Below are 26,066 nucleotides of genomic sequence, written 5' to 3' on the forward strand. Positions count from 1 at the left end.
CATGCCTTTGTAAGAACGGGGCAGCCGGAACGCTGCCCCGGTGTGGATTACACGACGATATTGACCAGTCGGCCCGGAACGACAATCACCTTGCGCGCCGGCTTGCCTTCCATGAACTTCTGCACATTGGCATTGGCCAGTGCGGCCTGCTGAATGGTCGCCTGATCAGCATCGGCGGCCACCACGACACTGCCGCGCAGCTTGCCGTTCACCTGCACCATCAGCTCCAGCTGGCTCTTGACCAGGGCACTCTCATCAACCTTGGGCCAGCCTTGTTCCAGCAGGCGGCTGCCCGGTACCAGTTCGGCCCACAGCGTTTCGGTGATGTGCGGCACGATCGGCGACAGCAGGATCACCGCTGCCTCCAGCACCTCTTGCGCCACGGCGCGGCCGACATCGCTGCCGGTATCCGTCTTGTCATGGGTGTTGAGCAACTCCATGACCGCCGCAATGGCGGTATTGAACTGCTGGCGGCGGCCATAATCGTCGGTCACCTTCTGGATGGTGCCATGCAGCTTGAAGCGCAGCTCCTTCAGACCATCGCTCAGCTCACCGCCCTGATAGCGGGTCACCACGCCCTGGCTGACATGCTCGTACACCGTCTTCCACAAGCGGCGCAGGAAGCGATGTGCCCCTTCGACGCCGGCATCCGACCACTCCAGCGACTGATCCGGCGGCGCGGCAAACATCATGAACAGGCGCGCGGTATCGGCACCGAACTTCTCGATCAGGTCTTGCGGGTCGACCCCGTTGTTCTTCGACTTGGACATCTTCTCGATGCCGCCGATCTGCACCGGCTGGCCGTCGACGCGATGGGTCGCCTTGACGATCTTGCCCTTGGCATCGCGCTCGATCACCACGTCATTCGGCGCAATCCAGTCCTTGTGGCCGCCTTCGACGTCACGGAAGAAGGTTTCGCACACCACCATGCCCTGGGTCAGCAGGCTGGCGAACGGCTCGTCGGTCGACACCAGACCTTCGTCACGCATCAGCTTGTGGAAGAAACGGGCATACAGCAGGTGCAGGATGGCGTGCTCGATACCGCCAATGTACTGATCCACCGACAGCCAGTAATCCGCGGCCTTCTTGTCGACCATGGCCTCACTGCAATTGGGCGAGGCATAGCGCGCGTAGTACCAGCTGGACTCGACAAAGGTGTCCATGGTATCGGTTTCGCGCCGTGCGGCCGCCCCGCAGCTCGGGCAGGTGGTTTCGTAGAATTCGGGCATCTTGGCCAGCGGCGAACCGGCGCCATCCGGGACCACATTCTCCGGCAGGACCACCGGCAGCTGATCTTCCGGGACCGGCACGTCGCCGCAATGCGGGCAGTGCACCACCGGAATCGGGCAACCCCAGTAACGCTGGCGGCTGATGCCCCAGTCGCGCAGGCGGTACTGGGTACGCGGCGCACCCAGCCCCCTGGCCTGCAGCACCCCGGCCATGCGGTCGAAGGCACCCTGATAATCCAGACCGTCGAACTCGCCGGAGTTGAACAGGATGCCCTGCTCGGTATAGGCAGCGGTCAGCGGTTCGGCCAGCGACGAACCATCGGCGGGGCGAATCACGCTCTTCATCGGCAGCTGGTACTTGGCGGCAAACTCGAAGTCACGTTCGTCATGCGCCGGCACGGCCATCACCGCACCCTCGCCATAGCCCCACAGCACATAGTTGCCGACCCAGACCGGCACATCGGCGCCGGTGAACGGATGCTTGACGGTCAGACCGGTGGGCATGCCCTTCTTTTCCTGGGTAGCCAGATCGGCCTCCGAGACACCGCCCTTCTTGCACTCGGCAATGAAGGCGCTCAGTTCGGCATTGCCGGCAGCCGCCCGGGTAGCCAGCGGGTGCTCCGCCGCCACGGCGACATAGGTCACCCCCATCAGGGTGTCCGGACGGGTGGTATATACCTTCAGCACGTCACCGGAACCATCGCCATAGGGGAAACCCACTTCCATGCCGCGGCTCTTGCCGATCCAGTTGCGCTGCATGGTCTTGACCTGCTCCGGCCAGCCTTCCAGCTTGTCGAGATCATTCAGCAGCTCTTCGGCGTACTGGGTGATCTTGAAGTAATACATCGGGATCTCGCGCTTCTCGACCAGCGCCCCCGAACGCCAGCCGCGGCCGTCGATCACCTGTTCGTTGGCCAGCACGGTCTGGTCGACCGGGTCCCAGTTGACCACGCCGGCCTTCTTGTAGATCACACCCTTCTTGAACAGGCGGGTAAACAGCCATTGTTCCCAGCGGTAGTAATCCGGCTTGCAGGTCGCGAGCTCGCGCTCCCAGTCGATCGCCAGACCAAGGCTCTTGAGCTGGTTCTTCATGTAGTCGATGTTGGAGTAGGTCCAGCCGGCCGGCGCCACCTTGTTCTTCATGGCGGCGTTTTCCGCCGGCAGGCCGAAGGCATCCCAGCCCATCGGCTGCAGCACGTTGAAGCCATTGAGGCGCTTGAAGCGCGACAGGACGTCACCGATGGTGTAGTTGCGCACATGGCCCATGTGCAGCTTGCCCGACGGATAGGGGAACATCGACAGGCAGTAGTATTTCTCGCGCGATGCGTCTTCGACGGCCTGGAAAACCTTGTTCTTGGCCCAGTATTCTTGTGCCGAGGTTTCAACCTCGTGCGATGTGTAATGTTCTTGCATGGTGATCCCGGGAAATATGCTTTGCCTGAAAGTCGATCCGACGATTATAGCCGGGCAAAGGTAAATGGCAGAAGCCGACCGCGAGGATTTGTCCCCCGCGCGTGGTCAAAAAGGGAAAAAACCCGTGAATTCAGACTGATCCGCGCCCCAGAAACAGCTTGAAGCGTTCCAGGCGATCCATCAGCGCCGCCAGCACCGCCGGCTCCCACATCGAATGACCCGCCGCCTCGACCAGACACAGCTCGGCCTTGGGCCAGGCTGCCGCCAGCGCATAAGCCCCCTCCGGCGGACAGATCACATCGTAGCGCCCCTGGACGATACAGGCCGGCAAATGGGCGATCCGCCCGATCTCCCGCAGCAACTGATCCGGCTGCAGGAACAGCTGATGGGCAAAGTAATGCGCCTCAAGCCGTGCCAGCGGCAGCGACAGATAGGGGCTGGCGGCACGCTCAATGGCATCGGCGCGCGGCAACAGCGAGACACAGTGGGCCTCCCAGCCTCCCCATGCCTGACAGACCGGCAGATAGACACTCGGATCGTCGCTGCTGAGGCGGCGATAGTAGGCCTGCAGCAGATCGCCTCGCTCCTCGGGAGGAATCGGTGCCAGGAATTGCGCCCAGGCCTCGGGGAAAAACCGTCCCATGCCATGCATGAACCAGTCGACATCCCGCTCGCGCCCCAGAAAAATGCCGCGCAGGATCAGGCCGCCCACCCGTTCCGGATGGGCCTCGGCATAGGCCAGTGCCAGCGTGCTGCCCCAGGAGCCGCCAAACACCAGCCAGCGCTCGATCCCCAGGTGCTCGCGCAGCCGTTCGATATCCGCCACCAGCAGATCCGTGCGATTGGCGCGCAATTCGCCGCGAGGCACCGAGCGGCCACTGCCGCGCTGGTCGAACAGCACCGCGCGGTAGAACCCCGGGTCGAACAACTGGCGACACATCGGCGCACAGCCGTCCCCCGGCCCGCCATGCAGGTACAGCACCGGAAAACCATCCGGACGACCACACTGCTCCCAGTACATCTGGTGCAACTCGTCCAGGCGCAGCATGCCGCTTTCGTAGGGGGCGATGGCAGGATAAAGCATGGAGAACGATTTCCCGATCAGGGCTGAAGGTCAGCCTGCATTGTGCGGGAGTTGGCGGTGACAGCGCAAACGTTTGTCATGGCCGGGCCAAAGCGGAAAATCCCGGCCTCGGTCACCAGCCAGTCGAGGCGGATGTCCCAGGCCTCGCGCGGGACGCGCGCCACGCGCTGACAGTCAAACGCCACCCCGACCAGCAAGGGGCGCTGCCGACCGGCAGCGTGCAGGGTGGTATCGTAAAAGCCACCGCCCTGCCCCAGCCGATAGCCATCCTGATCGACCGCCAGCAGCGGCACAAACAGCACGTCCAGCCGCTCGGCGCGCAGCACCGGGCCGGCATATTCGGTAATCGGATAGCGCGGGTGGCGATACCAGCGGTCGTCCGGGCCAAGGCGCGAGAACCACAGACGGCGCCCCTTGTCGGGGATCACCGGCAGATACACTGTGGCGCCGCGCTGCAGGGCACGGCCGAGCAGGGCTTCGATATCCAGCTCCGAGCCAGAAGCCAGATAGCCGCCAATCCGCTTGCCCCGCCGCAGGAAACGCGCCGCCAGCCGGGCGATCTGCTGCTCGGCGCGCCGCCGCTGCGACGGCGGCAGGGCCATGCGTGCGCGACGCACAGCACGACGCAGGGCCAGTTTGTCATCGGGCAGCGTGGTGATTGGGGGGGGAGTCATCTGGGGGACCATCATCCGCATGGGGTGGGACGATCGGAAGAGAGGCCCCCGCGAGTGCCGTTCGGGCTAAATTCGCTTGAACCCTGTTTCCAGGGGGTCGCCTGCCTCACACATCGGGCGCATCCTCGAGGGACGCGGCGCGCCAGTGCTACTTACTGCTGGCAACCAAAGCGAACGCATTGGTTCAAAGGAATTGTTGAGCCGTCACAAACACCGCAGGGGGTAACCGGTAAATCTGTTAAAGCGGCAATCACTCAAACAGTGACTGCTGGCTTTCTTGCAAGGCGGTTTCAGCTGCCTCGCTCATATTGCGTATTCTACGTTGAAAGGCCGCCATCTCCAAGCCTTCCCCCACTTTTGTTTTTAGCAAGTCGTGGGCAATATTCAATGCCGCCATGATGGCAATTTTGTCGGCATCAACAATTTTACCCTGGCCGCGGATGGCTTCGATCTTTTCTTCCAGCAGATGCACTGCTTCCAGCAGCGTATCGCGTTCTTCGGCGGAAGTCCCGATGGTGAAATGCCGCCCGAGCAGCGACACATCCACTTGCACGATTTCGCTCATGCGTCCTCCTCGGTGCCCGGCAAACGCTCGATCAGCGTGGCCACACGCTGACGGGTTTCTTCCAGGCGGAAATGCAGATCGGCATTTTCCTTCAGCGCCTGTGCCAGTGCTTCGGACAGACGGGTGTTCTGCACCCCCATCTCACCGATGCGCGCAATCAGCGACGCGACCCGGGTTTCCAGTGATTCAAGTTCTTTGTCCATGGCGGCGAGCATAGCCAAGCCTCAGCGAGGCGTCAAACCGATCACCTGACGCGCATGGTCAAGCGTGGCGCAAATGGCCTCAGCCCCCAGCGCCAGACGCGGGCCGGGCCGACTGGCCAGATCGACATTCACCGCATAGCGCGTGCCCTGTGCCACCGCCGGAATCGCCTTCCAGCCATCCCAGATCGCCAGCTCCTGCGTACTGGCGGCCAGCATCACCTGCGGCCGTCCGGCAATCACCGCCTCGCGGCTCACCTGCGGCGCCGGCGCGGCCAGCCCGGCAAACAGATTGCGCCCGCCACACAGCTGCAGCACCGCGCCGACATAGCTGGCATTGCTGACGGTAAACAGCGGCGACTGACTCATCTGATAAAACACCGTCACCGGCGGCCGGCCCTGGTAACGCTGCCGCACGGCGGCAATGCGCGCCCGATAGGCGGCAGCCGCCTGATCGGCCACCGCCGGCGTACCGCTGAGTCGGCCGAGGGACTGCAGCTCGCGCGCCACATCGTCCAGCGCCAGCGGATGGCTGACAAACACCGCCACCCCCTGGGCACGCAAACGCTGCAACAGCTGCGGCGCACTGCCATCCTTCCAGGCCACCACCAGATCCGGCCGCTGGCGCAGAATCGCTTCCAGGCTGACGCCCATCAGATCCCCCACCTGCGGCAGCTGTTTCGCCGCCGGCGGGTAATCGCTGAACGCCACCGTCGCCACCATGCGCGAACCGCCCCCGGCGGCATACACCAGCTCGGTGGTGGACGGCGCCAGCGTGACGATGCGCCGGGCAGGCTGCGCCAGCGTCACCGGCGTGCCGGTGCCGTCGCGCACGCTGACCTGGGCGTGGGTATTCCATGACGCCACCACCCCTACCAGGGCCAGGGTCAACCGGACAGAAAATCGATTCGTTTGCATAGTCGGCATGATAGACCGCCCGCTGGGATGGCGGGCGGTGGGCGGGGGTTCGAACTTAGAAGTTAACGGTCAGCGTCGCCTGATAGGTACGCGAGTCTGAGGGATAAAGACCATACCCGGTAGCCATGCCCGTGCTTGGGTCAAGGATCACAGCACCATAGGTTGCATAGTGTCTATCCAGTAGGTTATTGATGCTGAAGGAGCCGCTCAAATTGCGCGAGAACTTCTGCGTCAATTTGGTGTTCACCACAGTATAGGCAGGTAGCTGGTTTGGATATTGATTCACCTGATCATTGTCCATATATTGCTTGCCTACGTACTGAGCATCCACATTCAGCCGAGTATTCTCTCTTATTGACCAAGATATCCCAAGGTTGGCCATTACCTGAGGGACCATTGGAATAGACCGTCCTACAAGGCTGCTCCCGCTGTAACTACCCTCTTTAAATGTGGCTTTTTGCCAAGTTAGGTTGCCATGCAGATCAAGTACCTGCATAAGCCGCGTTTGCCCCTCTACTTCAAGCCCCTGGTGACGTGTCTTAGGCAAATTCACATTTGCCCCGTAATTTAATGTAATGGCATTCGGAATATAAGCAATCTCATTAGTCACATCAGAGCGGAATATATCAATTCGAACACGACTATCGCGGTTAACCCACTCTGCACCAAGCTGCTGATCGTGAGACAGTTGAGGTTGGAGGGCAACAACATTGTTGTTATTGACTAGCTCATCGGAGTTTGGCAGGCGGAAGCTCTGGGCATGATTCGCAAAAAGACTCCAGTCTGACCCTAATGCCTGCCTCATACCCAACTGCCATGCATGCAGCTCCAGATCTGTGGTCGAACCAAAGGTTGCATAAGTATTGGTGTTATGAACAAGATCATCTACACGTTGGACGCGACCACCGATGGTGATACGCGCGCCAGACCAAAGACCTAACTCTGCTTCAGAAAACAGTGCCTGATGTCGTTGCTTGGAAGATGTCGAGCTGAGATAGGGAAATGCATTTGGCAGATTATTAGAGTTATCCGTAGCATTCCCGAACATCCAGTCGGTACCGATTGTGACACGATTATCCACAGCAAAAGGCAGGACATAACGTAGGCTGCCACTATCTTCAGTCAGCAACCGTTGGTCCGACCACCAACTAGTTGTATGAGAAAAGCTATTCGGCCCATAAGTCGAATCCGTACGTTTATCACGTGAGGCCAATTGGAAATAGAGACGGCCAAGACCTATGGCTTGATCACCCTGCACGCCAACCTCATTATTTTTAACAAAGCCATTGTCATACAACTTATTCGAGATAGTCGGATTAGTATTAAACTGATTCACGCCGTTTGCTGGCTGCACATACACAGGACCTGGTAGTCGCTCACTATCGCTACTAGAGCGGACATACAGGCGCACTTTGCCATCGTCGAGCTTCCAATTTAGCCCCAAACCACCTGCGTCCCTGCGTTCATCATTGTTAAGGCGATAATGGTCAGTTTTCAAAGACTGGCCATAACCGTCCAGGCTGAAGCGTACCCCTGCCAAATTGAAATGGGCATCTGTTTGACGTGTGTTAAAACTGCCAAACATCTGAGTCAGACTCACCGATGACTTCTCTGGATAACCTGCGGTGGTGATGATATTTATCACCCCCCCAGTTGCACCACTCCCATACTGAACGGCGCCACTGCCACGCACAACTTCGATACGCTCAATACTGGCTAAAGGAATATAGCTCAGGTCAGGGGCGGCAAGATCATTGGTATTCTGTTTCACGCCATCGACCAAAATCTGCGTATTGCTGATACCGCCTATGCCAAATCCATGCAAATCAACCTGAGAGGAGGTTCCACCCATATTAATTACATTGATCCCGGCAGCAGAGGACAGCACTTCCTGCACCGTGCGGGCACTGCTGTTGGCGATATCCTGCGCGGTAATCACGCTAACGCTGACCGGCGCCACGCCACGTGTCTGCGGTACACCACTGGCGGTCACAACCACGTCACCACCATTGAATTCGGGAAGATCATCGGCCAGGGCAGCGCCGGCAAAGCAAAGCGCGACCAGGGCGACACCGTGTCTGAGTTGGAACATGTTCTCTGTCATCCGTAAAAACATTTTTATTGCGGCACGCCAAGGACAACAGCACGACAGAATGACACCGGCAGGCATACAGGCTGTGTGATCGCTTCCCCGCGATACGCCAAGCATTGTGGGGTGTGCATCCACTCACACCCTGGCCAGGCCGGTCTCCGGGCTTGGTCACTGGCTTCGCGCCTTCCCGCCCGAGGGCAGTGGCTGGTTGCGAAGCCCTGGCGTAGGGACACGCCGGACCTTACCGTTGCGGGGGCAGCGCCGGTCTTGCACCGGCTTCCCGTTTCACTCGCCTGGCCGACTGGCTGGCAAGCACCTGACGGCGGCATTATACCCGTTTGTGGTTGCCAGAAAACTTGACTTGGAATAAGGTCATAAGCCTTTGTCAAACCTGACAGATCTGCCATGAACCCCTATACGCTGACGCTGCTGCGTCACGGCGACATCGACCACCAGAACCTGCTGACCGGCCAGCGCGAGGCAGCGCTGACCGAAGCAGGCAGTGCCATGATGGACCGCAGCTGGCAACAAATCGCCGCCCTGGCGCCGGTCTCCTGCATGGCTACCTCCCCGCTCAATCGTTGCCGCGAATTCGCCGTCCGGCGCGCGCTGGCCGCCTCGGTCCCCCTCAAGGTGGATGAGCGTTTTTCCGAACAGGATCTGGGGGAATGGGAAGGCGTGCCGCTGAGCGAGCTGGGCGAACAGACACCGAATTGGGAGGCGCAATGGCGCCAGGGCGAACTGACGCCACCCGGCGGCGAATCGCCGGAAGCCTTCCATACCCGCGTGCTCAGCGGCTTTTCTGCCTGGATCGCCGCCTCGCGCGGCTGTCACCGCGTGCTGGTGACCCATGCACCGGTGATTACCATCCTGCTGGCGGAATTACTGGAAATGGAACGGAGTGTGGCACGGCTGATCACGGTTCAGCCCGGCGGCTTCGTGCAATTGTCGATTCTGCAGGATCATCCGGCCTATCTGATGCGACTGGACGCGCCATTGGGCGGCGGAGCGGCATGAAAAAGGGGCGGATCGCTCCGCCCCTGCTGATCACCTGATCGCCTATCGTCCGCAGGCGACGGTCTTGAGGGCAATGCCCGGCGTCAGGCGCTGTTGCAGCGCACCGAGCGCCTTGAACTGGCTGTCGCTCAGATCGCTGAAATCCAGACGGGTCAGCTGGGTTTTGCCCCGAGCCTGGATCTCGGCCTTCGGGTAGCCGGCCTTCTTCAGTTTGTCGACCAGTGCCTGTGCCCCCTCCTGCTTGCCGAACAGGCCCAGCGACAACGCCCCCCTGAAGTCGCCTTCGTTCTGCACCACGTAGTTGTCGAATCCCTTTTGCGCCAACTCACCGGACAGTTTGCTGCTGGCCAGCTTGGCCGGGATGTAAACCCAGTAGCGCAGATTACCGCCTGTCGCACTGCTGTCGTCCACCAGCTGGCTGTGCATTTGCGCCGACTTGAGACGCAGCGTCGGCAAGCCGCCCTTCACACGATCCAGCAGCGCCTGGCTCAGGCCACCCCACTGGGCGCACTGGCGGGCCACCGGCTCGCCGGCATGGGCGGCCGGCACCGAGGCAACCTTGGCTTTGTCGTGCGCGGCGGACTTGTCATTTTGGGCGGGTGCCTTGGCAGCAGGCTTGTCACCCTTGGGCGACACGGCGGACTTGGCAGTCGGCGCCGAGGCCGCCGGGGCCGATGCGGCCTTGCCGAGCGGCGAAGTGACCGTCTGGGTCAGGGTCAGGGGTGCCGAGGCCACGAAGGGCGCCGAGGCGGCCATGGCTGCCGACGCCTGCGGCTGCCAGCCGGCCGGCAATACCTTCAGTTGCTCGGGTGAGACTTCATGGCTGTGGATATCCACGGGATCGTGCTGGCGCAGCAAGGCCACCACGCCGACAAACAGATTCAATGCCACGACCAGGCCCAGAAACCACTTCATGTCTTGTCCGCCACTTCTAATAAACCGGTAAGTACCAGATTATCCACGATCTCACAGGGGCTTGCGAGCAGCGGGGCGATTTTGCCGGCATCCCCGCCACTGAGCAGCAACGGCGCCAGCGGACGACCGGTATGCTGCGCCAGCCGCAGCCGCAGCCGCCCGATGGCGCCGGCCATGGCATCCAGTGCCCCGCTGGCCAGCGCATCGGCTGTCTGTTGTGGAAAATCGCACCATTGCCCGGCGGGCTGATCCAGCCGCGCAGTGTTCTTTGCCAGTGCATCCAGCATCAGACGATAGCCCGGCATGATCAGGCCGCCAAGGTAGTCCCCCTCGGCGGTGAGCGCCTCGACGGTCAGCGCGGTGCCGGCACTGGCCACCACCACATCGCCCTGCACCAGACGGCGGGCCGCCAGCACGGCCAGCCAGCGATCCACCCCCATCTGGCGCGGATCGACATAATGATTGCGTACCCCGGCGGTGACCACGGCTGTCTCGACCCACTGCAGCGGACACGGCAGTTGCTGTTCGATGCGATGACAAACTTCGGGCTGCACCACGGCGGCACCATAGGCGCGGGCCAGCGAAAAGGACGCCAGCTGCGCCGACAGGGTTTCAATGGCCTGATGCTCCAGCGCCCCCTGTGCCAGACATTGCTCGCCCTGATACACCGCCCACTTGATGCGGGTATTGCCGGCATCGATCAGCAAAATCATGTCGCACTCCGCAAGCTGACTTCCCCGACATGAAACACCTGCCGACCCTGCGGGGTATCCACCAGCAGGGCGCCATTGCCAGCCACCCCGCGCGCCACGCCTTCAATCGGCTGGCCATGCGAGAAGCTCAGCCGGACCGGCTTGTCCTGATGGGTAGACAGTGCCATCCATTCCGATGCCAGCGGCTCGAAACCATGTTGGTTGAAGGCGCAAAGCACCTGATGCAACTCGTTGAGCAGCAGGGCCAGCAAATGATTGCGGCTGATGCGGATGCCACACTCGCGCAGACCAGCCACGGCCTGATCCACTCCCTGCGGAGCTTGCAGGTTGATGCCGATGCCAATGACCACGGCGGCCGGCCCAAGGGCATCGCCCGACAGCTCGATGAGGATCCCGGCCATCTTGCGGCCATCCAGCAGCACATCATTCGGCCACTTCAGCTCAACCGGGGCTCCCAGGGCACGCAGCACACGCGCCAGCGCGAGGCCGATGGCCAGGGACAGGCCAGCCAGCTCGGCCAGGCCACGGTCAAAGCGCCACAGCAGCGAGAACATCAGACAGTCCCCCAGCCGGGCATGCCAGGCGCGACCGAGGCGGCCACGACCCGCGCTTTGCAGCTCGGCAGCCAGCACTAGTCCGTGCAGGCCATCGCTGTTTGCGCGGTTCATCAACTGGGTATTGGTCGAATCCACCTGATCGGCGACGGCGAGCGTCCAGGTTTCCGCACAGTCTGCAGACAACTCGGCACGCACGGTCGCGACATCCAGCCAGTCGAACGGCTCGACCAGACGGTAGCCCTGACCGCGTACGCTGAAGACCGGCAGCTGAAACTCGGTCTGGATGGTATGCACAGCTTGCCAGATCAGCGTGCGCGAGCAGCCCAGCTGCTGCGCGATGGCTTCGCCGGAATGAAATTTGCCATCCGACAGCGCACGCAGCACGGCAAACGGCCAATCAGCCATGACCCGGCTCCGAAGCGCGGATCTTTTGCAGTGTGGCCGTCGTCGAGGTAGCGAAAAGGAAGGGGATTGAATGCACCTCACCGCCACGGGCCAGGGTTTCTGCCGAACCGACAATCTTGTCGATCGGCCAGTCCCCTCCCTTGACCAGGATCTCGGGCTTGATCAGCTCGATCAGGGCCGCCGGGGTATCGTCGTCAAACCAGGTCACCAGCGACACGCACTCCAGAGAGGCAATCACTGCCGCACGGTTTTCCAGCGGATTGATCGGCCGATCGGCACCTTTGCCCAGACGACGGACCGAGGCATCGGTATTGAGCGCCACGATCAGTCCCTGACCGAGGCTGCGGGCCTGGGCCAGATAGGTCACATGACCGCGATGGATGATGTCGAAGGCGCCGTTGGTAAAGACCAGGGGGCGGGGTAAGCCGGACAAACGGCCAGGCAGTTCGTCCGGGGCACACAGTTTTTGCTCAAACAGCGGGGTTGGGTACGACATTTGGCTCCTTCAGACTCGCCGTCAATTCTTTGCGGTACCGATTCAAGGATTGAATCGTTTCAATCGGCCGCTCAAACAGATTAGACAAGTTGCGAAGGATACCACCCACCACACGTGCTTCCCAAGTTTCATCAAAGTGAATCTGACTCGACAACCAGGCTTCCAGCCATGCCGGGTCGGGCAGACGCGACTGGACGGTGTCGTTCGGGAACAGACTCTGATTGACGTGCAGATTGGTCGGATGCAGCGGTTTGTTGGAACGGGAAGAAGAAGCCATCAGCAGACCGATCTTGGCAAAGGCAGCACGGGCCTCATTGCCACAGCGCTCAATGGCCTTTTTCATGTACTTGAGATAGGCACCGCCATGACGTGCCTCATCCTGCGACAGGGTCTTGTAGATGTGCTTGATGACCGGCTCCTGATGCCAGTCAGCGGCACAGCGATACCACTGCGTCAGGCGTACCTCACCACAGAAGTGCAGCATCAGGGTTTCCAGCTGCGGGGCCGGATCGAACTCAAAGCGGACAGCATGCAGTTCTTCTTCGCTCGGCAGCAGATCCGGGCGGAAACGACGCAGATACTCCATCAGCACCAGGGCATGCTTCTGCTCTTCATAGAACCAGATGGACATGAAGGCGGAAAAATCGGAATCGTTGCGGTTGTCGCGCAGGAACATCTCCGTGGCCGGCAAGGCCGCCCATTCGGTGATGGCATTCATCTTGATGGTCTTGGCCTGCTCTTCGGACAGTTTGCCAGCGTCAAATTCATCCCAGGGAATGTCCTGCGCCATATTCCAGCGCGCCTTTTCCAGCTGGGCAAACAGTTCGGGATACAACATGGCCTCTCCTCTACGGATCTCTGAGGCGTCGATTGTAGGACAGGAAGCGCCCTGACGAAAGCATTCTTTTGACTTGCATCAAATCTGCCTGATTTTGATGAGGAATTTGGGAGGAACGGCATGCCAGAAATTCTGACAAACAAAATGACTTGAGGCTGAAGCAAGGGGCACGATGGCCACAAAGCAAAAAGCCCAGACCTGGTGGTCTGGGCTTTGCATGGGGAGTCTGGCAGTGTCCTACTTTCACACGGCGAATGCCGCACTATCATCGGCGCTAAGGCGTTTCACGGTCCTGTTCGGGATGGGAAGGCGTGGGACCACCTCGCTATGGCCGCCAGACATAAACTGTCTACAAACTGCAGAAGCCGTTTGGTTTGAATTCGTATGTATCGGGCACAAAGCCCATCAAATGATAGGATCAAGCCTCACGAGCCATTAGTATCGGTTAGCTTCACGCCTCACAGCGCTTCCACACCCGACCTATCAACGTCCTGGTCTCGAACGACTCTTCAGGAGGGTCTAGCCCTCAGGGAAGTCTCATCTTCAGGCGAGTTTCCCGCTTAGATGCTTTCAGCGGTTATCTCTTCCGAACTTAGCTACCCGGCGATGCCACTGGCGTGACAACCGGTACACCAGAGGTTCGTCCACTCCGGTCCTCTCGTACTAGGAGCAGCCCCCGTCAAACTTCCAACGCCCACTGCAGATAGGGACCAAACTGTCTCACGACGTTTTGAACCCAGCTCGCGTACCACTTTAAATGGCGAACAGCCATACCCTTGGGACCGGCTACAGCCCCAGGATGTGATGAGCCGACATCGAGGTGCCAAACTCCGCCGTCGATGTGAACTCTTGGGCGGAATCAGCCTGTTATCCCCGGAGTACCTTTTATCCGTTGAGCGATGGCCCTTCCATTCAGAACCACCGGATCACTATGTCCTGCTTTCGCACCTGCTCGACTTGTCGGTCTCGCAGTTAAGCCACCTTTTGCCATTGCACTATCAGCACGATTTCCGACCGTACCTAGGTGACCTTCGAACTCCTCCGTTACACTTTGGGAGGAGACCGCCCCAGTCAAACTGCCTACCATGCACTGTCCCCGATCCGGATCACGGACCTAGGTTAGAACCTCAAACACACCAGGGTGGTATTTCAAGGACGGCTCCACGCAAACTAGCGTTCACGCTTCATAGCCTCCCACCTATCCTACACAAGTCTGTTCAAAGTCCCATGCAAAGCTACAGTAAAGGTTCACGGGGTCTTTCCGTCTAGCAGCGGGTAGATTGCATCTTCACAAACATTTCAACTTCGCTGAGTCTCAGGAGGAGACAGTGTGGCCATCGTTACGCCATTCGTGCGGGTCGGAACTTACCCGACAAGGAATTTCGCTACCTTAGGACCGTTATAGTTACGGCCGCCGTTTACCGGGGCTTCGATCAAGAGCTTGCACCCCATCACTTAACCTTCCGGCACCGGGCAGGCGTCACACCGTATACGTCCACTTTCGTGTTGGCACAGTGCTGTGTTTTTGATAAACAGTCGCAGCCACCGATTCTCTGCGACCTCTCAAAGCTTCGGACGCGAAGTCCTACACCCTAAGAGGCATACCTTCTCCCGAAGTTACGGTATCAATTTGCCGAGTTCCTTCTCCTGAGTTCTCTCAAGCACCTTAGAATTTTCTTCCTGCCCACCTGTGTCGGTTTGCGGTACGGTTCTCATACAGCTGAAGCTTAGAGGCTTTTCCTGGAAGCAGGGTATCAGTCACTTCAGGTCCGTAGACCCTCGTTATCACTTCTCGGCGTTAACGAACACGTGGATTTGCCTGCGTGTCCCGCCTACCAGCTTGAACCAACTATTCCAACAGTTGGCTGACCTAACCTTCTCCGTCCCCCCATCGCACTGTATGAAAGTACTGGAATGTTAACCAGTTTCCCATCGACTACGCATTTCTGCCTCGCCTTAGGGGCCGACTCACCCTACGCCGATGAACGTTGCGTAGGAAACCTTGGGCTTTCGGTGAGCGGGCTTTTCACCCGCTTTATCGCTACTCATGTCAGCATTCGCACTTCTGATATCTCCAGCATGCCTTTCGACACACCTTCACAGACCTACAGAACGCTCCCCTACCACTTGCACTCGCGTGCAAATCCGCAGCTTCGGTTATCAGTTTGAGCCCCGTTACATCTTCCGCGCAGGACGACTCGACCAGTGAGCTATTACGCTTTCTTTAAATGATGGCTGCTTCTAAGCCAACATCCTGGCTGTCTGGGCCTTCCCACTTCGTTTACCACTTAACTGATCATTTGGGACCTTAGCTGGCGGTCTGGGTTGTTTCCCTCTTGACGATGGACGTTAGCACCCACCGTCTGTCTCCCATGCTCGCACTTTCCGGTATTCAGAGTTTGCCATGGGTTGGTAAGTCGCAATGACCCCCTAGCCATAACAGTGCTTTACCCCCGGAAGTGATACATGAGGCACTACCTAAATAGTTTTCGGGGAGAACCAGCTATCTCCGAGTTTGTTTAGCCTTTCACCCCTATCCACAGCTCATCCCCTAATTTTGCAACATTAGTGGGTTCGGACCTCCAGTGCGTGTTACCGCACCTTCATCCTGGCCATGGATAGATCACTCGGTTTCGGGTCTACGCCCAGCAACTGAAGCGCCCTATTCGGACTCGCTTTCGCTACGCCTCCCCTATTCGGTTAAGCTCGCTACTGAACGTAAGTCGCTGACCCATTATACAAAAGGTACGCAGTCACCCCTTGCGAGGCTCCCACTGTTTGTATGCATCCGGTTTCAGGTTCTATTTCACTCCCCTCCCGGGGTTCTTTTCGCCTTTCCCTCACGGTACTGGTTCACTATCGGTCGATCATGAGTATTTAGCCTTGGAGGATGGTCCCCCCATCTTCAGACAGGATTTCTCGTGTCCCGCCCTACTTGTCGTACGCTCAGTGCCACCATTCAGTTTTCGTGTACGGGGCTATCACCCACTATGGCGAGCCTTTCCAGACTCTTCCACTAACTCAACGGCTAAAACGTACAGGCTCTTCCATTTTCGCTCACCACTACTCACGGAATCTCGGTTGATTTCTTTTCCTGCGGGTACTTAGATGTTTCAGTTCTCCGCGTTCGCTCTACCCACCCTATGTGTTCAGGTGGGAGTGACCCCTAAGGGCCGGGTTTCCCCATTCGGACATCGCGGGATCAAAGCTCTATTGCCAGCTCCCCCGCGCTTTTCGCAGGCTTACACGTCCTTCATCGCCTATGATCGCCAAGGCATCCACCAGATGCACTTACTCGCTTGACCCTATCATTTCAAGGGCCTTGCGCACTCGCCTTGCCGATACCTCTACCGGCAAAACGTCGATACATACAATTACCCAAAGTTGAATCCAAACGAGGATGAAACCATCCTGGCTCAGAATCAATTTTGTATTCGGCTTCTTCAGTTTGTTAAAGATCAGTGCGCTAAACAATTAACGCCAATCACAAGGCTCTGCTTGAAAGCCTTCTGATTGTCATTAAGAGTGGGGTGGTGGAGGCAGACGGGATCGAACCGACGACATCCAGCTTGCAAAGCTGGCGCTCTCCCAACTGAGCTATGCCCCCATTTGAACGGTCACATGCAGGATTGGTGGGTCTGGTTGGACTCGAACCAACGACCCCCGCCTTATCAAGACGGTGCTCTAACCGGCTGAGCTACAAACCCCCAGATAGTCATTGCATGCGACTTTGCGCTTTGAACAACCGATAGGCTGTGAGTACCAGGATCGACTTTCTCTAGAAAGGAGGTGATCCAGCCGCAGGTTCCCCTACGGCTACCTTGTTACGACTTCACCCCAGTCATGAAGCATACCGTGGTAAGCGGCCTCCTTGCGGTTAGCCTACCCACTTCTGGTATCCCCCACTCCCATGGTGTGACGGGCGGTGTGTACAAGACCCGGGAACGTATTCACCGCAGCATGCTGATCTGCGATTACTAGCGATTCCGACTTCACGCACTCGAGTTGCAGAGTGCGATCCGGACTACGATCGGTTTTTTGAGATTGGCTCCACCTCGCGGCTTCGCGACCCTCTGTACCGACCATTGTATGACGTGTGAAGCCCTGCTCATAAGGGCCATGAGGACTTGACGTCATCCCCACCTTCCTCCGGTTTGTCACCGGCAGTCTCATTAGAGTGCCCAACTTAATGATGGCAACTAATGACAAGGGTTGCGCTCGTTGCGGGACTTAACCCAACATCTCACGACACGAGCTGACGACAGCCATGCAGCACCTGTGTTACCGCTCCCTTTCGGGCACACCCAAATCTCTTCGGGCTTCGGTACATGTCAAGAGCAGGTAAGGTTTTTCGCGTTGCATCGAATTAATCCACATCATCCACCGCTTGTGCGGGTCCCCGTCAATTCCTTTGAGTTTTAACCTTGCGGCCGTACTCCCCAGGCGGTCAACTTCTCGCGTTAGCTACGCTACCAAGGATTCAAACCCCCAACAGCTAGTTGACATCGTTTAGGGCGTGGACTACCAGGGTATCTAATCCTGTTTGCTCCCCACGCTTTCGTGCATGAGCGTCAGTGTCATCCCAGGGGGCTGCCTTCGCCATCGGTATTCCTCCACATCTCTACGCATTTCACTGCTACACGTGGAATTCTACCCCCCTCTGACGCACTCTAGCCTTGCAGTCTCCAATGCCGTTCCCAGGTTAAGCCCGGGGCTTTCACATCAGACTTGCAAAACCGCCTGCGCACGCTTTACGCCCAGTAATTCCGATTAACGCTTGCACCCTACGTATTACCGCGGCTGCTGGCACGTAGTTAGCCGGTGCTTATTCTTCAGGTACTCTCATCCCCGCTCATTATTCACAAGCAGGATTTGCTCCCTGACAAAAGTCCTTTACAACCCGAAGGCCTTCTTCAGACACGCGGCATGGCTGGATCAGGGTTGCCCCCATTGTCCAAAATTCCCCACTGCTGCCTCCCGTAGGAGTCTGGGCCGTGTCTCAGTCCCAGTGTGGCGGATCATCCTCTCAGACCCGCTACTGATCGTCGCCTTGGTGGGCCTTTACCCCACCAACTAGCTAATCAGACGTCGGCCGCTCGAATAACGCGAGGCCCGAAGGTCCCCCGCTTTCCTCCTCAGAGCGTATGCGGTATTAGCACAACTTTCGCTGCGTTATCCCCCATTACTCGGCACGTTCCGACGCATTACTCACCCGTTCGCCACTCGCCACCAGGAGCAAGCTCCCGTGCTGCCGTTCGACTTGCATGTGTAAAGCATGCCGCCAGCGTTCAATCTGAGCCAGGATCAAACTCTTCAGTTCAATCTCTATGCTTTTCGTACTATCTGGCACGCAAGGACTTCAAAAGAACCCCGTAAGGTTTTTTTCTGTCTCTTGCAGTGCAAGTGTCGGTCTCTCCCGGCACTCACACCTATCGGTTGTTCGTTTTGTTAAAGAGCAGTGCTGCGTTGTTGCTGCAGCGAAGAAGGCGAACTATACGCGTCGAAATCATACTCGTCAACACCGACATTACAAAAAAGCCGCTGAATTTCAGCATATGTCAGATAAGCCACTGTTTTGATGATTGATTCAGGCTTCTCTTACTGAAACGCCTTGCGCCGGACGGCCTGCAAACCTGGCTTTCTGGCTGGGCGAACATAAAAAAACCGCCTGAAAAGGCGGTTTTTCGGACTCCCGGCCGCAGTCAGCTGCGATAGTCAGCATTGATGCGTACGTAATCATAAGAGAAGTCACAGGTCCATACCCTGGCTGCGGCGGCACCGCGATTGAGGCGCACCCTGACGGTGAACTCCGGCTGATTCAACACCGCCTGCCCCTGCTCTTCCCGGTAGTCCGGGTGACGTCCGCCCTGACTGGCCACCAGGACATCATCCAGATAGAGCTCGAGCCGATCGACATCCAGATCCTGGACACCGGCGTAGCCAATGGCACACAGCAGACGCCCGAGATTGGGGTCCGAAGCAAAGAACGCCGTCTTCACCAGCGGGGAGCGTGCAATGGCATAAGCCACGGTCTTGCACTCGGCGACGCTGCGCCCCCCCTCCACCTCGACGGTGACGAACTTGGTCGCACCCTCGCCGTCGCGGACGATGGCCTGTGCCAGCTCGGTGGCCAGATCAAGCAGTGCGGCCCTGAGCAACTGATAATCCTGCGAGTCGGTCGAGTCAATCAGCGGCGCAGCGCTCTTGCCGGTGGAGATCAGAATGAAACTGTCATTGGTCGACGTATCGCCATCGACGGAAATACAGTTAAAGGAGGGATCACAGATTTCCTTGACCAGTTGATCCAGTACCGGACGGGTCACGGCGGCATCCGTTGCCACAAAGCCCAGCATGGTCGCCATATTGGGGTGAATCATGCCGGCGCCCTTGGCGATACCGGTCATCGACACCGGCTGACCGCCCAGTGTCAGGCTGCGGCTGCCGGCCTTGGGCATGGTATCGGTGGTCATGATGGCGCGGGCCGCCTCGGACCAGTTGGCGGGCTGGCGCTTCGGCAAGGCCTGAATGATGCGCTCGGAGGGCAGTGGCTCGAGAATCACGCCGGTCGAGAACGGCAGCACCTGCTCGACCTGACAGCCCATGTCGTCGGCCAGCGCCTGGCAGATGGCGCGGGCACGCTGGCGGCCGTCTTCGCCAGTGCCGGCATTGGCATTACCGGTATTGATGACCAAAGCGCGGATTTGCACACCGGCATCCAGATGCTGCTTGCACAATTGCACCGGCGCAGCACAGAAACGATTCTGGGTAAAGACACCTGCCACGGTGTTGCCCTTGTCGATCTGCATGACCAGCACATCGCGCCGGTCGGGATATTTGACACCGGCCTCGGCCACACGCAGATCGAGCCCCGCGATCGGCAGCAGAGTGTTGTCATCCAGAGACTTCAAATTGACGGCCATTACTAAGTTCTCCCTTTGCCAATGGGCAGACTGGTCATCGATCGGATCCGACATGCCGTCTGCCTGTTTTTTATTCATCGCCTGACGATGCATCCCCGATTTGTCGCATCAGGTTGAGCAGATTGTCGCCATAGCGTGCCAGCTTGAGTTCGCCGACACCGTAGACCCGTGCCAGCTGGCTGCGGTTCTGCGGTTTTTCTTCCACCAACTGGCGCAATGTGCGGTCGGAAAAGACAGCATATGCCGGGACATTATGCTCGTCAGCCACTTCTTTGCGCCAGCGGCGCAATGCCTGCCAGAGACGTTCTTCGCGCTCGGTACGCAACCAGCGATCGGTCTGGCTGCGGCTGCTGCGCTCCTTGTCGGCCAGCGGACGCAGGCGGATCGGCGTTTGGCCCTTGAGCAAAGGGCGGCAAGCCTCGGTCAACACCAGCGACTGACCGCGCACCACGTCGACCTGCAGGATCTTGCGCGCCACCAGCTGACGGATCACCGAACGCCAGGCGCGCTGATTGAGCTCCTTGCCGATGCCGAAGGTAGAGAGCTGCTCGTGACCGGCGGCGCTGATGGCCGGGCTGCTGCGCCCGAGCAGGACATCGACCACATGGCCGGCGTGGTAGCGCTGGCCGACACGATAGATGCAGGACAGCAGTTTCTGTACGGCCACGGTGGCATCGAAGGTGACAGGCGGGGCCAGACAGTTGTCGCAATGGCCGCAGGGCTCGATGGCCTCGCCAAAGTGCGCGAGGATCTGCTGACGGCGGCAGCTGGCGGTTTCGCAGATCCCCAGCATGGCATCGAGCTTGGTGAGTTCGACCTGCTTCTGAGCCTCGGCCATCTCGGACTCCTGAATCATGCGTCCCAGCTGCACCATGTCGTTGAGGCCGTAACACAACCAGCTGGTCGCCGGCAGGCCGTCGCGCCCGGCACGACCAGACTCCTGATAGAAGCTTTCCGGGCTCTTCGGCATGTCGATATGCGCGACAAAGCGGACATCGGGCTTATCGATGCCCATGCCGAAGGCGACGGTGGCCACCATCACCACGGCATCATCCCGCAGAAAGGCGCGCTGGTTGGCTTCGCGCACGTCGTGACCCAGACCGGCATGGTAGGGCAAAGCGTGGATCCCGTTCTCCACCAGCCAGGCGGCGGTCTCTTCCACGCGCTTGCGCGACAGGCAGTAGACGATGCCGGAGACACCGGGAAACTCGTTTTCGATGAAGCTCAGCAGCTGCTTTTTGGCATTGTGCTTTTCGACCACCTGATAGAACAGATTGGGTCGATCAAAACTGGACAGGAAAACCGGGCTGTCCTGCAGACCGAGATAGTGCTGGATATCCGCCCGGGTCGGCAGATCGGCCGTGGCGGTCAGCGCCAGTCGCGGCACGGCGGGGAAGCGCTGGGCCAGCAGACCGAGCTGCTGGTATTCCGGGCGGAAATCATGTCCCCAGTGACTGACGCAATGCGCCTCGTCAATCGCAAACAGCGCCAACTCGAGGGTAGAGAGAAAATCCAGAAAGCGCGGCATCAGCAACCGTTCCGGCGCCACATACAGCAGATCCAGCGTTCCGGCGCGCGCCTGGCGGGCAATATCGCGTGCCTCTTCGCTGCCGGTGGCCGAATTCAGGCAGGCTGCCGCCACCCCGACCTCGGTCAGTGCCGCAACCTGATCCTGCATCAGGGCAATCAGCGGCGACACCACAATGCCGACCCCGGGTCGCATCAATGCCGGAATCTGATAGCACAGGGACTTGCCGCCACCCGTCGGCATCAGCACCAGCGCATGCCCGCCCGCGGCGACATGCGCCACGATGTCGGCCTGCTGCCCGCGGAAGGACGGGTAGCCGAAAATATTCTGGAGAAGGGTGTTGGCGTCCTGCATCTGGCGGTCGTTTCTGGAGAAGGACGACATTGTACGGGAAACGCTGCATCACGGGGCGCCGCCGCGGCAGGCAAAAAAAAAGGCCATCCCGTGTAGAGGATGGCCGACAAGATTTGGAGACAATGTGAAACGAGGAAAAACGCTCTCGTACGGAATTGACCTTCAAGCCACAGGAAAAGTTCCAGTCGTGCGGAAAGAATTCTCGCGGGTTGGCCACAGACAGTGGCTGTGCGACACTGGCCGCGATTCATCAGGAGAATGCCTCATGCGTACCCGTATGCTTTTCATGGCCGTGCTGAGCGGCCTGCTGGCCGGCTGTGCCACCCAGCCGCTCGCGCCGTCCCGCACCGGTCATGCCCCGGCGCAAAGTACCGTTATCCCCAGTGCCGACTGGGAAAACCTTGGGGTGTCGCCCAATGGCAACATCCTGCATGAGGTCGACAAGCTGTCGATCGTGCGCCAGGGCAGACTGGTCACCTTCCGCGAACGCCGAACCATTTTCGATGTGCGCAAGGAGAACTTCCAGAACACCCCGAGTCACAAAGTCGCCATCAATACATGGCAAATTGACTGTGAAGCAAACACTTATCGTCTGCTGAGCATGAATTTGTTTGATGAAACTGGCAGGCAGGTGACCAGTGTCACCTATAATGACACACAGATAAAACCAATGCCGGTGGTACCGAATTCCGCCAGTGCCCAACAGTTGCAGTTCGTGTGCCAGAACGGGGCCGCCAACTGAGGCGCCAAATCGATACCAGCCGACATGCATCAAGGGGGAAGCATGGCTGCAATCAGGCGGGTGGTATTCAATCAGAAAGGCGGGGTCGGCAAGTCCACCATCACGGTGAACCTGGCCGCCACCGCTGCCAGGCAGGGCAGACAGGTACTGGTGATCGATCTGGATCCCCAGGGCAACAGCAGTCATTACCTGATGGGGACGCCGGTCGGCGAGCGCCATCTTGGCGGACTGTTCGATCAGTACCTCAACATCACGCTGTTCGGCAAGCCGGTCGACGACTTTATCGAAACCACGCCGTTTGACGGTCTGTCCCTGCTGGCCTCCCACCCCAGCCTGAGCGACATGATGGGCAAGCTGGACGCGCGGCACAAAATCTACAAGCTGCGCGAAACGCTGGATACCCTCGACGCCGCTCAGCGCTTTGATGAAGTCTGGATCGACACCCCGCCGGCGTTGAACTTTTATACCCTGTCGGCACTGATCGCCGCGCAGCGCTGCCTGATTCCCTTCGACTGCGACAGCTTCTCGCGCCAGGCGCTATATGGCCTGCTCACCAGTGTGACCGAGATCCAGGCCGACCATAATCCGCAACTGGCCATTGAAGGCATTGTCGTCAACCAGTTCCAGCCACGCGCCAGCCTGCCGGCGCGGCAAGTGGCCGAGCTGCGGGCCGAGGGACTGCCGATTCTCGACACCCCGCTTTCGGCCTCGGTGCGCATTCGCGAGTCTCATGAAGCCTGCCGGCCGATGCCCTTTCTGGATCAACGGCACAAACTCACGCGCGAATTCGACCAGCTCTATCGTCAGCTAAGCCAGGCGGATTGACGGAGCCGCGATGAACGAACTGCGGCGGCCCGGAATGATCGTGATAGCCGGCCTGTTGGCCATCGTCCTGCTGCTGACGGAATTCTGGCTGCTGCAGAATGCGGCGCAGCGCCGGGAAGCCGAGCGCAGTGCACTGTGGGGTACCTACAGCCTCAACTCACTGGCCAACCGTTTCAATGCCGCCCTCGACTACGCCAACATCCTGGCCCAGCCGGACAATAGCGAACCCGCCGGCTTCACGCTCGATACGCTGGGCCGGGTCAGTTCGCGCATCTTCCACCCCAACAGCCCTTTCAATGGCGCCGCCTTGCTGGCCAAGGTCTCCACCAGCCAGCGCAGCGCCTTTGAAAGCAGTATCAACAGCCCGATCCAGGTCCTGCAAAATCACCATCTGAGCCCCAGTCCGAAAAAGTCCGAGTACTTCCCGGTCATCGGCTACCTGCCTGACGATGCCAATGGCCTGCCACGCGGTCTGGATCTGGGCACCCTGCCCGGCTGGGAGCCCATGCTCAACCGGGCTCAAAACACCGGCATCCCGGCCCTGCTGGCCGTCAGCGGCAAAGACGGCACGCCAAACCGCATCGACATCGTGGTGGCCCTGCCGAAACGAACGCACTTCCTGCTGTTCAACCTGGATCTCGAGCGCTTTCTCGACCTGCCTCTGCCCAATGGCGACAGTTTCCAGAACCATCTGCGGCTGCTGATCTGGACCAAGCTCAACAACCAGCAACCCATGCTGCTGCTGGACTCCAATCCGGACCAGCCTCGTCCGGAAGGCGCGCCGAACGCCAGCCTGACCAGCAATATCGGCGGCATGACGCTGCAGTTCGGCACCTATCGGCTGTCCCAGCCGGACAGCAAGATCCTGGATGAGAGCGACAGAAATCTGCTATTACTCACCACTATTGGATTGCTGTTGTTTATTGCGCAAGTGCTCTGGCTGTCACGCAGCAACAAGCGCTTCCAGGTCCAGCTGACGGAACAGAACCTGCAGCTGGCACAAAACAACCAGTTGCTGCGCCAGCAGATCAGCGAACGTATTGCTTCCGAACAGGCGCGCACCGAAAGCGAAATGCGCCAGCGCGCCATTTTGCAGGCCAGCTCCGACGCCATCGTCCTGGTCGATCGCAGTGGCACCATCACCAATACCAACCCGGCCGCGGCCCGTCTGATCGGCCAGACAGCCGAGTCGCTGCCCGGCCTGACCATCGGCTCGCTGTTCCCGGAGCTGTACGACAGCAGCAAGCAGAATTTCACCGCCATCGCCGCCAACTTCGAAGGCATGCCATTCGAAGCACAGTTGATCCGCAACGACACCAGCAAGCTGCCGGTCGAGCTGTCGCTCAGCCAGGTCACCCTGCCGGATGACCAGTTCTATCTGCTGGTCTGCCGCGACATCAGTGTGCGCAAGGAACAGGAAGCCGCACTGATCCGGCTGAAAAACAGCCTGGCCGAGCAGGTGGAGATGCAGAGCCGGCAGTTGGCCGCCCTGCTGGAAGCCAGCCCGCTGGCCATGGCCTATATCGTCGACCGCCATCTCAAGAAGGTGAACCATGCATTCCTCGAACTGTTCGATTGCGAGGAAAGCCGTGCCATCAACTACACCACACGGCAGTTCTACCAGAGCGACGAACAATACGACCGCACCGGCCGGCTGCTCTACCACCTGCTCAACGAAGGCAAGGTGGTGACCACCGAGCTGCAGCTGCAGACCGGGCGCGGCAAACTGATCTGGGTCCGGCTGCACGGCAAGGCACTCAACCCTGCCGTCCCCGGCCTGGGCACTATCTGGGTCTATCAGGACTTTTCCGCCGAACGCGCCGCCGAAGACGCCCTGCGTGCCGCCAAGGAACTGGCCGAAGAAACCAGCCGCACCAAGACCGAGTTTCTCGCCAATATGTCGCACGAACTGCGTACGCCCATGCATGCCATTCTCGGCTTTGCCGAAATGGGCCAAAGCCGTGCGGACCAGAGCGGGCAGGAAAAAATCCAGCAATACTTCAAGCGCATCCTGTCGAGCGGCAATCGTCTGCTGTCCCTGCTCAACGACCTGCTGGATCTGGCTAAAATGGAAGTTGGCCGCATGGAGTACAACCTGCAGGAAGACGACCTGCCACGCCATCTGCGCGATGTCTGCGATGAACTGACCGGCATGGCCGAAGGAACCGGCATCCACATCGAGCTCGATGCCGACCCGCAACCACTGCTCGCCACCTTCGACAGCGTGCGTATCGGTCAGGTACTGCGCAATCTGCTGACCAATGCCATCAAGTTCAGCCCGCCGGACAGCACGATCAAGGTCGAGGCCCGTCTGCTGCCCGGAGCCGGCTTCCCGCTGGCGCAGGTGCGCGTCATCGACCAGGGGCCGGGCATCCCGCCCTCCGAACTGGAATCGATCTTCGACAAATTCATCCAGAGCAGCTCGACCAAGACCGGGGCCGGCGGTACCGGACTTGGCCTGGCCATCTGCCGCGAAATCATTCATGCCCACCAGGGCGAAATACGCGCTGACAACGCCGCGGAAGGCGGAGCGATCTTCAGCTTCACCTTCCCGCAGCGCCCGCGTCACCCTCTTTAGGAC

General features: G+C 59.4%; 18 protein-coding genes, 2 tRNA genes, 3 rRNA genes, 1 other RNA gene and 1 riboswitch. Of the genes, 4 read left to right on the forward strand and 20 right to left on the reverse strand.

Annotated elements, in window-relative coordinates:
- Positions 1-47: 47 nt before the first annotated feature.
- The 8 genes from leuS to JNO51_RS16165 form a co-directional block, all read right to left on the reverse strand.
- Positions 48-2,642: a leucine--tRNA ligase gene (gene leuS, locus JNO51_RS16130; RefSeq protein WP_215779322.1), complete on the reverse strand. Its 2,595-nt coding sequence runs from the start codon at positions 2,640-2,642 to the stop codon at positions 48-50.
- Between the two features lie 130 nt (positions 2,643-2,772).
- On the reverse strand, positions 2,773-3,726 hold the full coding sequence (pip, locus tag JNO51_RS16135) for a prolyl aminopeptidase (RefSeq protein WP_215779325.1): 954 nt from the start codon (positions 3,724-3,726) through the stop codon (positions 2,773-2,775).
- A gap of 17 nt (positions 3,727-3,743) precedes the next feature.
- Complete coding sequence (locus tag JNO51_RS16140) at positions 3,744-4,400, reverse strand: 5-formyltetrahydrofolate cyclo-ligase (RefSeq protein WP_215779327.1); 657 nt, start codon at positions 4,398-4,400, stop codon at positions 3,744-3,746.
- Positions 4,401-4,441: 41 nt separating this feature from the next.
- Positions 4,442-4,625, reverse strand: a non-coding RNA gene (gene ssrS, locus JNO51_RS16145) — 6S RNA.
- Between the two features lie 25 nt (positions 4,626-4,650).
- Entirely contained in the window at positions 4,651-4,965 is a 315-nt protein-coding gene (locus tag JNO51_RS16150; RefSeq protein WP_215779329.1) for a cell division protein ZapA, read from the reverse strand.
- Positions 4,962-5,168, reverse strand: a complete 207-nt coding sequence (locus tag JNO51_RS16155; RefSeq protein ID WP_215779331.1) for a hypothetical protein — start codon at positions 5,166-5,168, stop codon at positions 4,962-4,964. The genes JNO51_RS16150 and JNO51_RS16155 overlap by 4 nt, the downstream gene beginning before the upstream one ends.
- 21 nt (positions 5,169-5,189) lie before the next feature.
- Complete coding sequence (locus JNO51_RS16160) at positions 5,190-6,083, reverse strand: cobalamin-binding protein (RefSeq protein ID WP_215779334.1); 894 nt, start codon at positions 6,081-6,083, stop codon at positions 5,190-5,192.
- A gap of 55 nt (positions 6,084-6,138) precedes the next feature.
- Positions 6,139-8,175, reverse strand: coding sequence for a TonB-dependent receptor (locus JNO51_RS16165; protein WP_215779336.1), 2,037 nt, complete (start codon positions 8,173-8,175; stop codon positions 6,139-6,141).
- A gap of 131 nt (positions 8,176-8,306) precedes the next feature.
- Positions 8,307-8,510, reverse strand: a riboswitch (cobalamin riboswitch).
- A 70-nt stretch (positions 8,511-8,580) separates the two neighbouring features.
- Between JNO51_RS16165 and JNO51_RS16170 the strand changes: the two genes are divergently transcribed.
- Positions 8,581-9,192, forward strand: coding sequence for a histidine phosphatase family protein (locus tag JNO51_RS16170; protein WP_215779338.1), 612 nt, complete (start codon positions 8,581-8,583; stop codon positions 9,190-9,192).
- A gap of 42 nt (positions 9,193-9,234) precedes the next feature.
- Here JNO51_RS16170 and JNO51_RS16175 read toward each other — a convergent pair whose 3' ends face one another.
- The 12 genes from JNO51_RS16175 to recQ all read right to left on the reverse strand — a co-directional run bounded on the left by JNO51_RS16175 (position 9,235) and on the right by recQ (position 21,918).
- The gene (locus tag JNO51_RS16175; RefSeq protein WP_215779340.1) at positions 9,235-10,107 is read right to left on the reverse strand and encodes an SPOR domain-containing protein; all 873 of its coding nucleotides are present in this window, start codon (positions 10,105-10,107) and stop codon (positions 9,235-9,237) included.
- Positions 10,104-10,820 carry a type III pantothenate kinase gene (locus JNO51_RS16180; protein ID WP_215779343.1) on the reverse strand — a complete coding sequence of 239 codons (717 nt, stop codon included), beginning with the start codon at positions 10,818-10,820 and terminating at the stop codon, positions 10,104-10,106. Before JNO51_RS16180 ends, JNO51_RS16175 begins: the two co-directional genes overlap by 4 nt.
- Positions 10,817-11,782, reverse strand: a complete 966-nt coding sequence (locus JNO51_RS16185) for a biotin--[acetyl-CoA-carboxylase] ligase (protein ID WP_215779345.1) — start codon at positions 11,780-11,782, stop codon at positions 10,817-10,819. Before JNO51_RS16185 ends, JNO51_RS16180 begins: the two co-directional genes overlap by 4 nt.
- Positions 11,775-12,278 carry an adenylyltransferase/cytidyltransferase family protein gene (locus tag JNO51_RS16190; protein ID WP_215779348.1) on the reverse strand — a complete coding sequence of 168 codons (504 nt, stop codon included), beginning with the start codon at positions 12,276-12,278 and terminating at the stop codon, positions 11,775-11,777. Before JNO51_RS16190 ends, JNO51_RS16185 begins: the two co-directional genes overlap by 8 nt.
- A complete protein-coding gene (locus JNO51_RS16195) occupies positions 12,253-13,116 on the reverse strand; it encodes a ferritin-like domain-containing protein (RefSeq protein ID WP_215779350.1) in 864 nt (287 codons plus the stop codon). The genes JNO51_RS16190 and JNO51_RS16195 overlap by 26 nt, the downstream gene beginning before the upstream one ends.
- Positions 13,117-13,340: 224 nt before the next feature.
- Positions 13,341-13,455 (reverse strand): 5S ribosomal RNA (gene rrf, locus JNO51_RS16200).
- 75 nt (positions 13,456-13,530) lie between these two features.
- Positions 13,531-16,421, reverse strand: a 23S ribosomal RNA gene (locus tag JNO51_RS16205).
- 226 nt (positions 16,422-16,647) lie between these two features.
- A tRNA-Ala gene (locus JNO51_RS16210) sits at positions 16,648-16,723 on the reverse strand.
- A 23-nt stretch (positions 16,724-16,746) separates the two neighbouring features.
- A tRNA-Ile gene (locus JNO51_RS16215) sits at positions 16,747-16,823 on the reverse strand.
- A gap of 75 nt (positions 16,824-16,898) precedes the next feature.
- Positions 16,899-18,436 (reverse strand): 16S ribosomal RNA (locus JNO51_RS16220).
- The 16S, 23S and 5S rRNA genes sit together here with 2 tRNA genes alongside, the layout of an rRNA operon.
- 382 nt (positions 18,437-18,818) lie before the next feature.
- Positions 18,819-20,036, reverse strand: coding sequence for a bifunctional glutamate N-acetyltransferase/amino-acid acetyltransferase ArgJ (argJ, locus tag JNO51_RS16225; RefSeq protein ID WP_215779352.1), 1,218 nt, complete (start codon positions 20,034-20,036; stop codon positions 18,819-18,821).
- Between the two features lie 70 nt (positions 20,037-20,106).
- The gene (recQ, locus tag JNO51_RS16230; protein ID WP_215779354.1) at positions 20,107-21,918 is read right to left on the reverse strand and encodes a DNA helicase RecQ; all 1,812 of its coding nucleotides are present in this window, start codon (positions 21,916-21,918) and stop codon (positions 20,107-20,109) included.
- A 265-nt stretch (positions 21,919-22,183) separates the two neighbouring features.
- Between recQ and JNO51_RS16235 the strand changes: the two genes are divergently transcribed.
- The 3 genes from JNO51_RS16235 to JNO51_RS16245 are packed head-to-tail and all read left to right on the forward strand — an operon-like array spanning position 22,184 to position 26,063.
- Entirely contained in the window at positions 22,184-22,660 is a 477-nt protein-coding gene (locus tag JNO51_RS16235; protein WP_215779356.1) for a surface-adhesin E family protein, read from the forward strand.
- Between the two features lie 51 nt (positions 22,661-22,711).
- On the forward strand, positions 22,712-23,485 hold the full coding sequence (locus JNO51_RS16240; protein ID WP_371822937.1) for a ParA family protein: 774 nt from the start codon (positions 22,712-22,714) through the stop codon (positions 23,483-23,485).
- 10 nt (positions 23,486-23,495) lie between these two features.
- Complete coding sequence (locus JNO51_RS16245; protein WP_215779360.1) at positions 23,496-26,063, forward strand: ATP-binding protein; 2,568 nt, start codon at positions 23,496-23,498, stop codon at positions 26,061-26,063.
- Positions 26,064-26,066: the final 3 nt, after the last annotated feature.

It is taken from the genome of Paludibacterium sp. B53371, from assembly GCF_018802765.1.
Lineage (GTDB): Bacteria > Pseudomonadota > Gammaproteobacteria > Burkholderiales > Chromobacteriaceae > Paludibacterium.

Bases quoted from the DNA above. Each gene is read 5' to 3' on its own strand.
- leuS (WP_215779322.1), bottom strand. From the start codon at position 2,642: ATGCAAGAACATTACACATCGCACGAGGTTGAAACCTCGGCACAAGAA.
- JNO51_RS16180 (WP_215779343.1), bottom strand. From the start codon at position 10,820: ATGATTTTGCTGATCGATGCCGGCAATACCCGCATCAAGTGGGCGGTG.
- pip (WP_215779325.1), bottom strand. From the start codon at position 3,726: ATGCTTTATCCTGCCATCGCCCCCTACGAAAGCGGCATGCTGCGCCTG.
- JNO51_RS16170 (WP_215779338.1), top strand. From the start codon at position 8,581: ATGAACCCCTATACGCTGACGCTGCTGCGTCACGGCGACATCGACCAC.
- JNO51_RS16160 (WP_215779334.1), bottom strand. From the start codon at position 6,083: ATGCAAACGAATCGATTTTCTGTCCGGTTGACCCTGGCCCTGGTAGGG.
- JNO51_RS16155 (WP_215779331.1), bottom strand. From the start codon at position 5,168: ATGGACAAAGAACTTGAATCACTGGAAACCCGGGTCGCGTCGCTGATT.
- recQ (WP_215779354.1), bottom strand. From the start codon at position 21,918: ATGCAGGACGCCAACACCCTTCTCCAGAATATTTTCGGCTACCCGTCC.
- JNO51_RS16235 (WP_215779356.1), top strand. From the start codon at position 22,184: ATGCGTACCCGTATGCTTTTCATGGCCGTGCTGAGCGGCCTGCTGGCC.
- JNO51_RS16195 (WP_215779350.1), bottom strand. From the start codon at position 13,116: ATGTTGTATCCCGAACTGTTTGCCCAGCTGGAAAAGGCGCGCTGGAAT.
- JNO51_RS16190 (WP_215779348.1), bottom strand. From the start codon at position 12,278: ATGTCGTACCCAACCCCGCTGTTTGAGCAAAAACTGTGTGCCCCGGAC.
- argJ (WP_215779352.1), bottom strand. From the start codon at position 20,036: ATGGCCGTCAATTTGAAGTCTCTGGATGACAACACTCTGCTGCCGATC.
- JNO51_RS16175 (WP_215779340.1), bottom strand. From the start codon at position 10,107: ATGAAGTGGTTTCTGGGCCTGGTCGTGGCATTGAATCTGTTTGTCGGC.
- JNO51_RS16165 (WP_215779336.1), bottom strand. From the start codon at position 8,175: ATGTTCCAACTCAGACACGGTGTCGCCCTGGTCGCGCTTTGCTTTGCC.
- JNO51_RS16185 (WP_215779345.1), bottom strand. From the start codon at position 11,782: ATGGCTGATTGGCCGTTTGCCGTGCTGCGTGCGCTGTCGGATGGCAAA.
- JNO51_RS16150 (WP_215779329.1), bottom strand. From the start codon at position 4,965: ATGAGCGAAATCGTGCAAGTGGATGTGTCGCTGCTCGGGCGGCATTTC.
- JNO51_RS16245 (WP_215779360.1), top strand. From the start codon at position 23,496: ATGAACGAACTGCGGCGGCCCGGAATGATCGTGATAGCCGGCCTGTTG.
- JNO51_RS16140 (WP_215779327.1), bottom strand. From the start codon at position 4,400: ATGACTCCCCCCCCAATCACCACGCTGCCCGATGACAAACTGGCCCTG.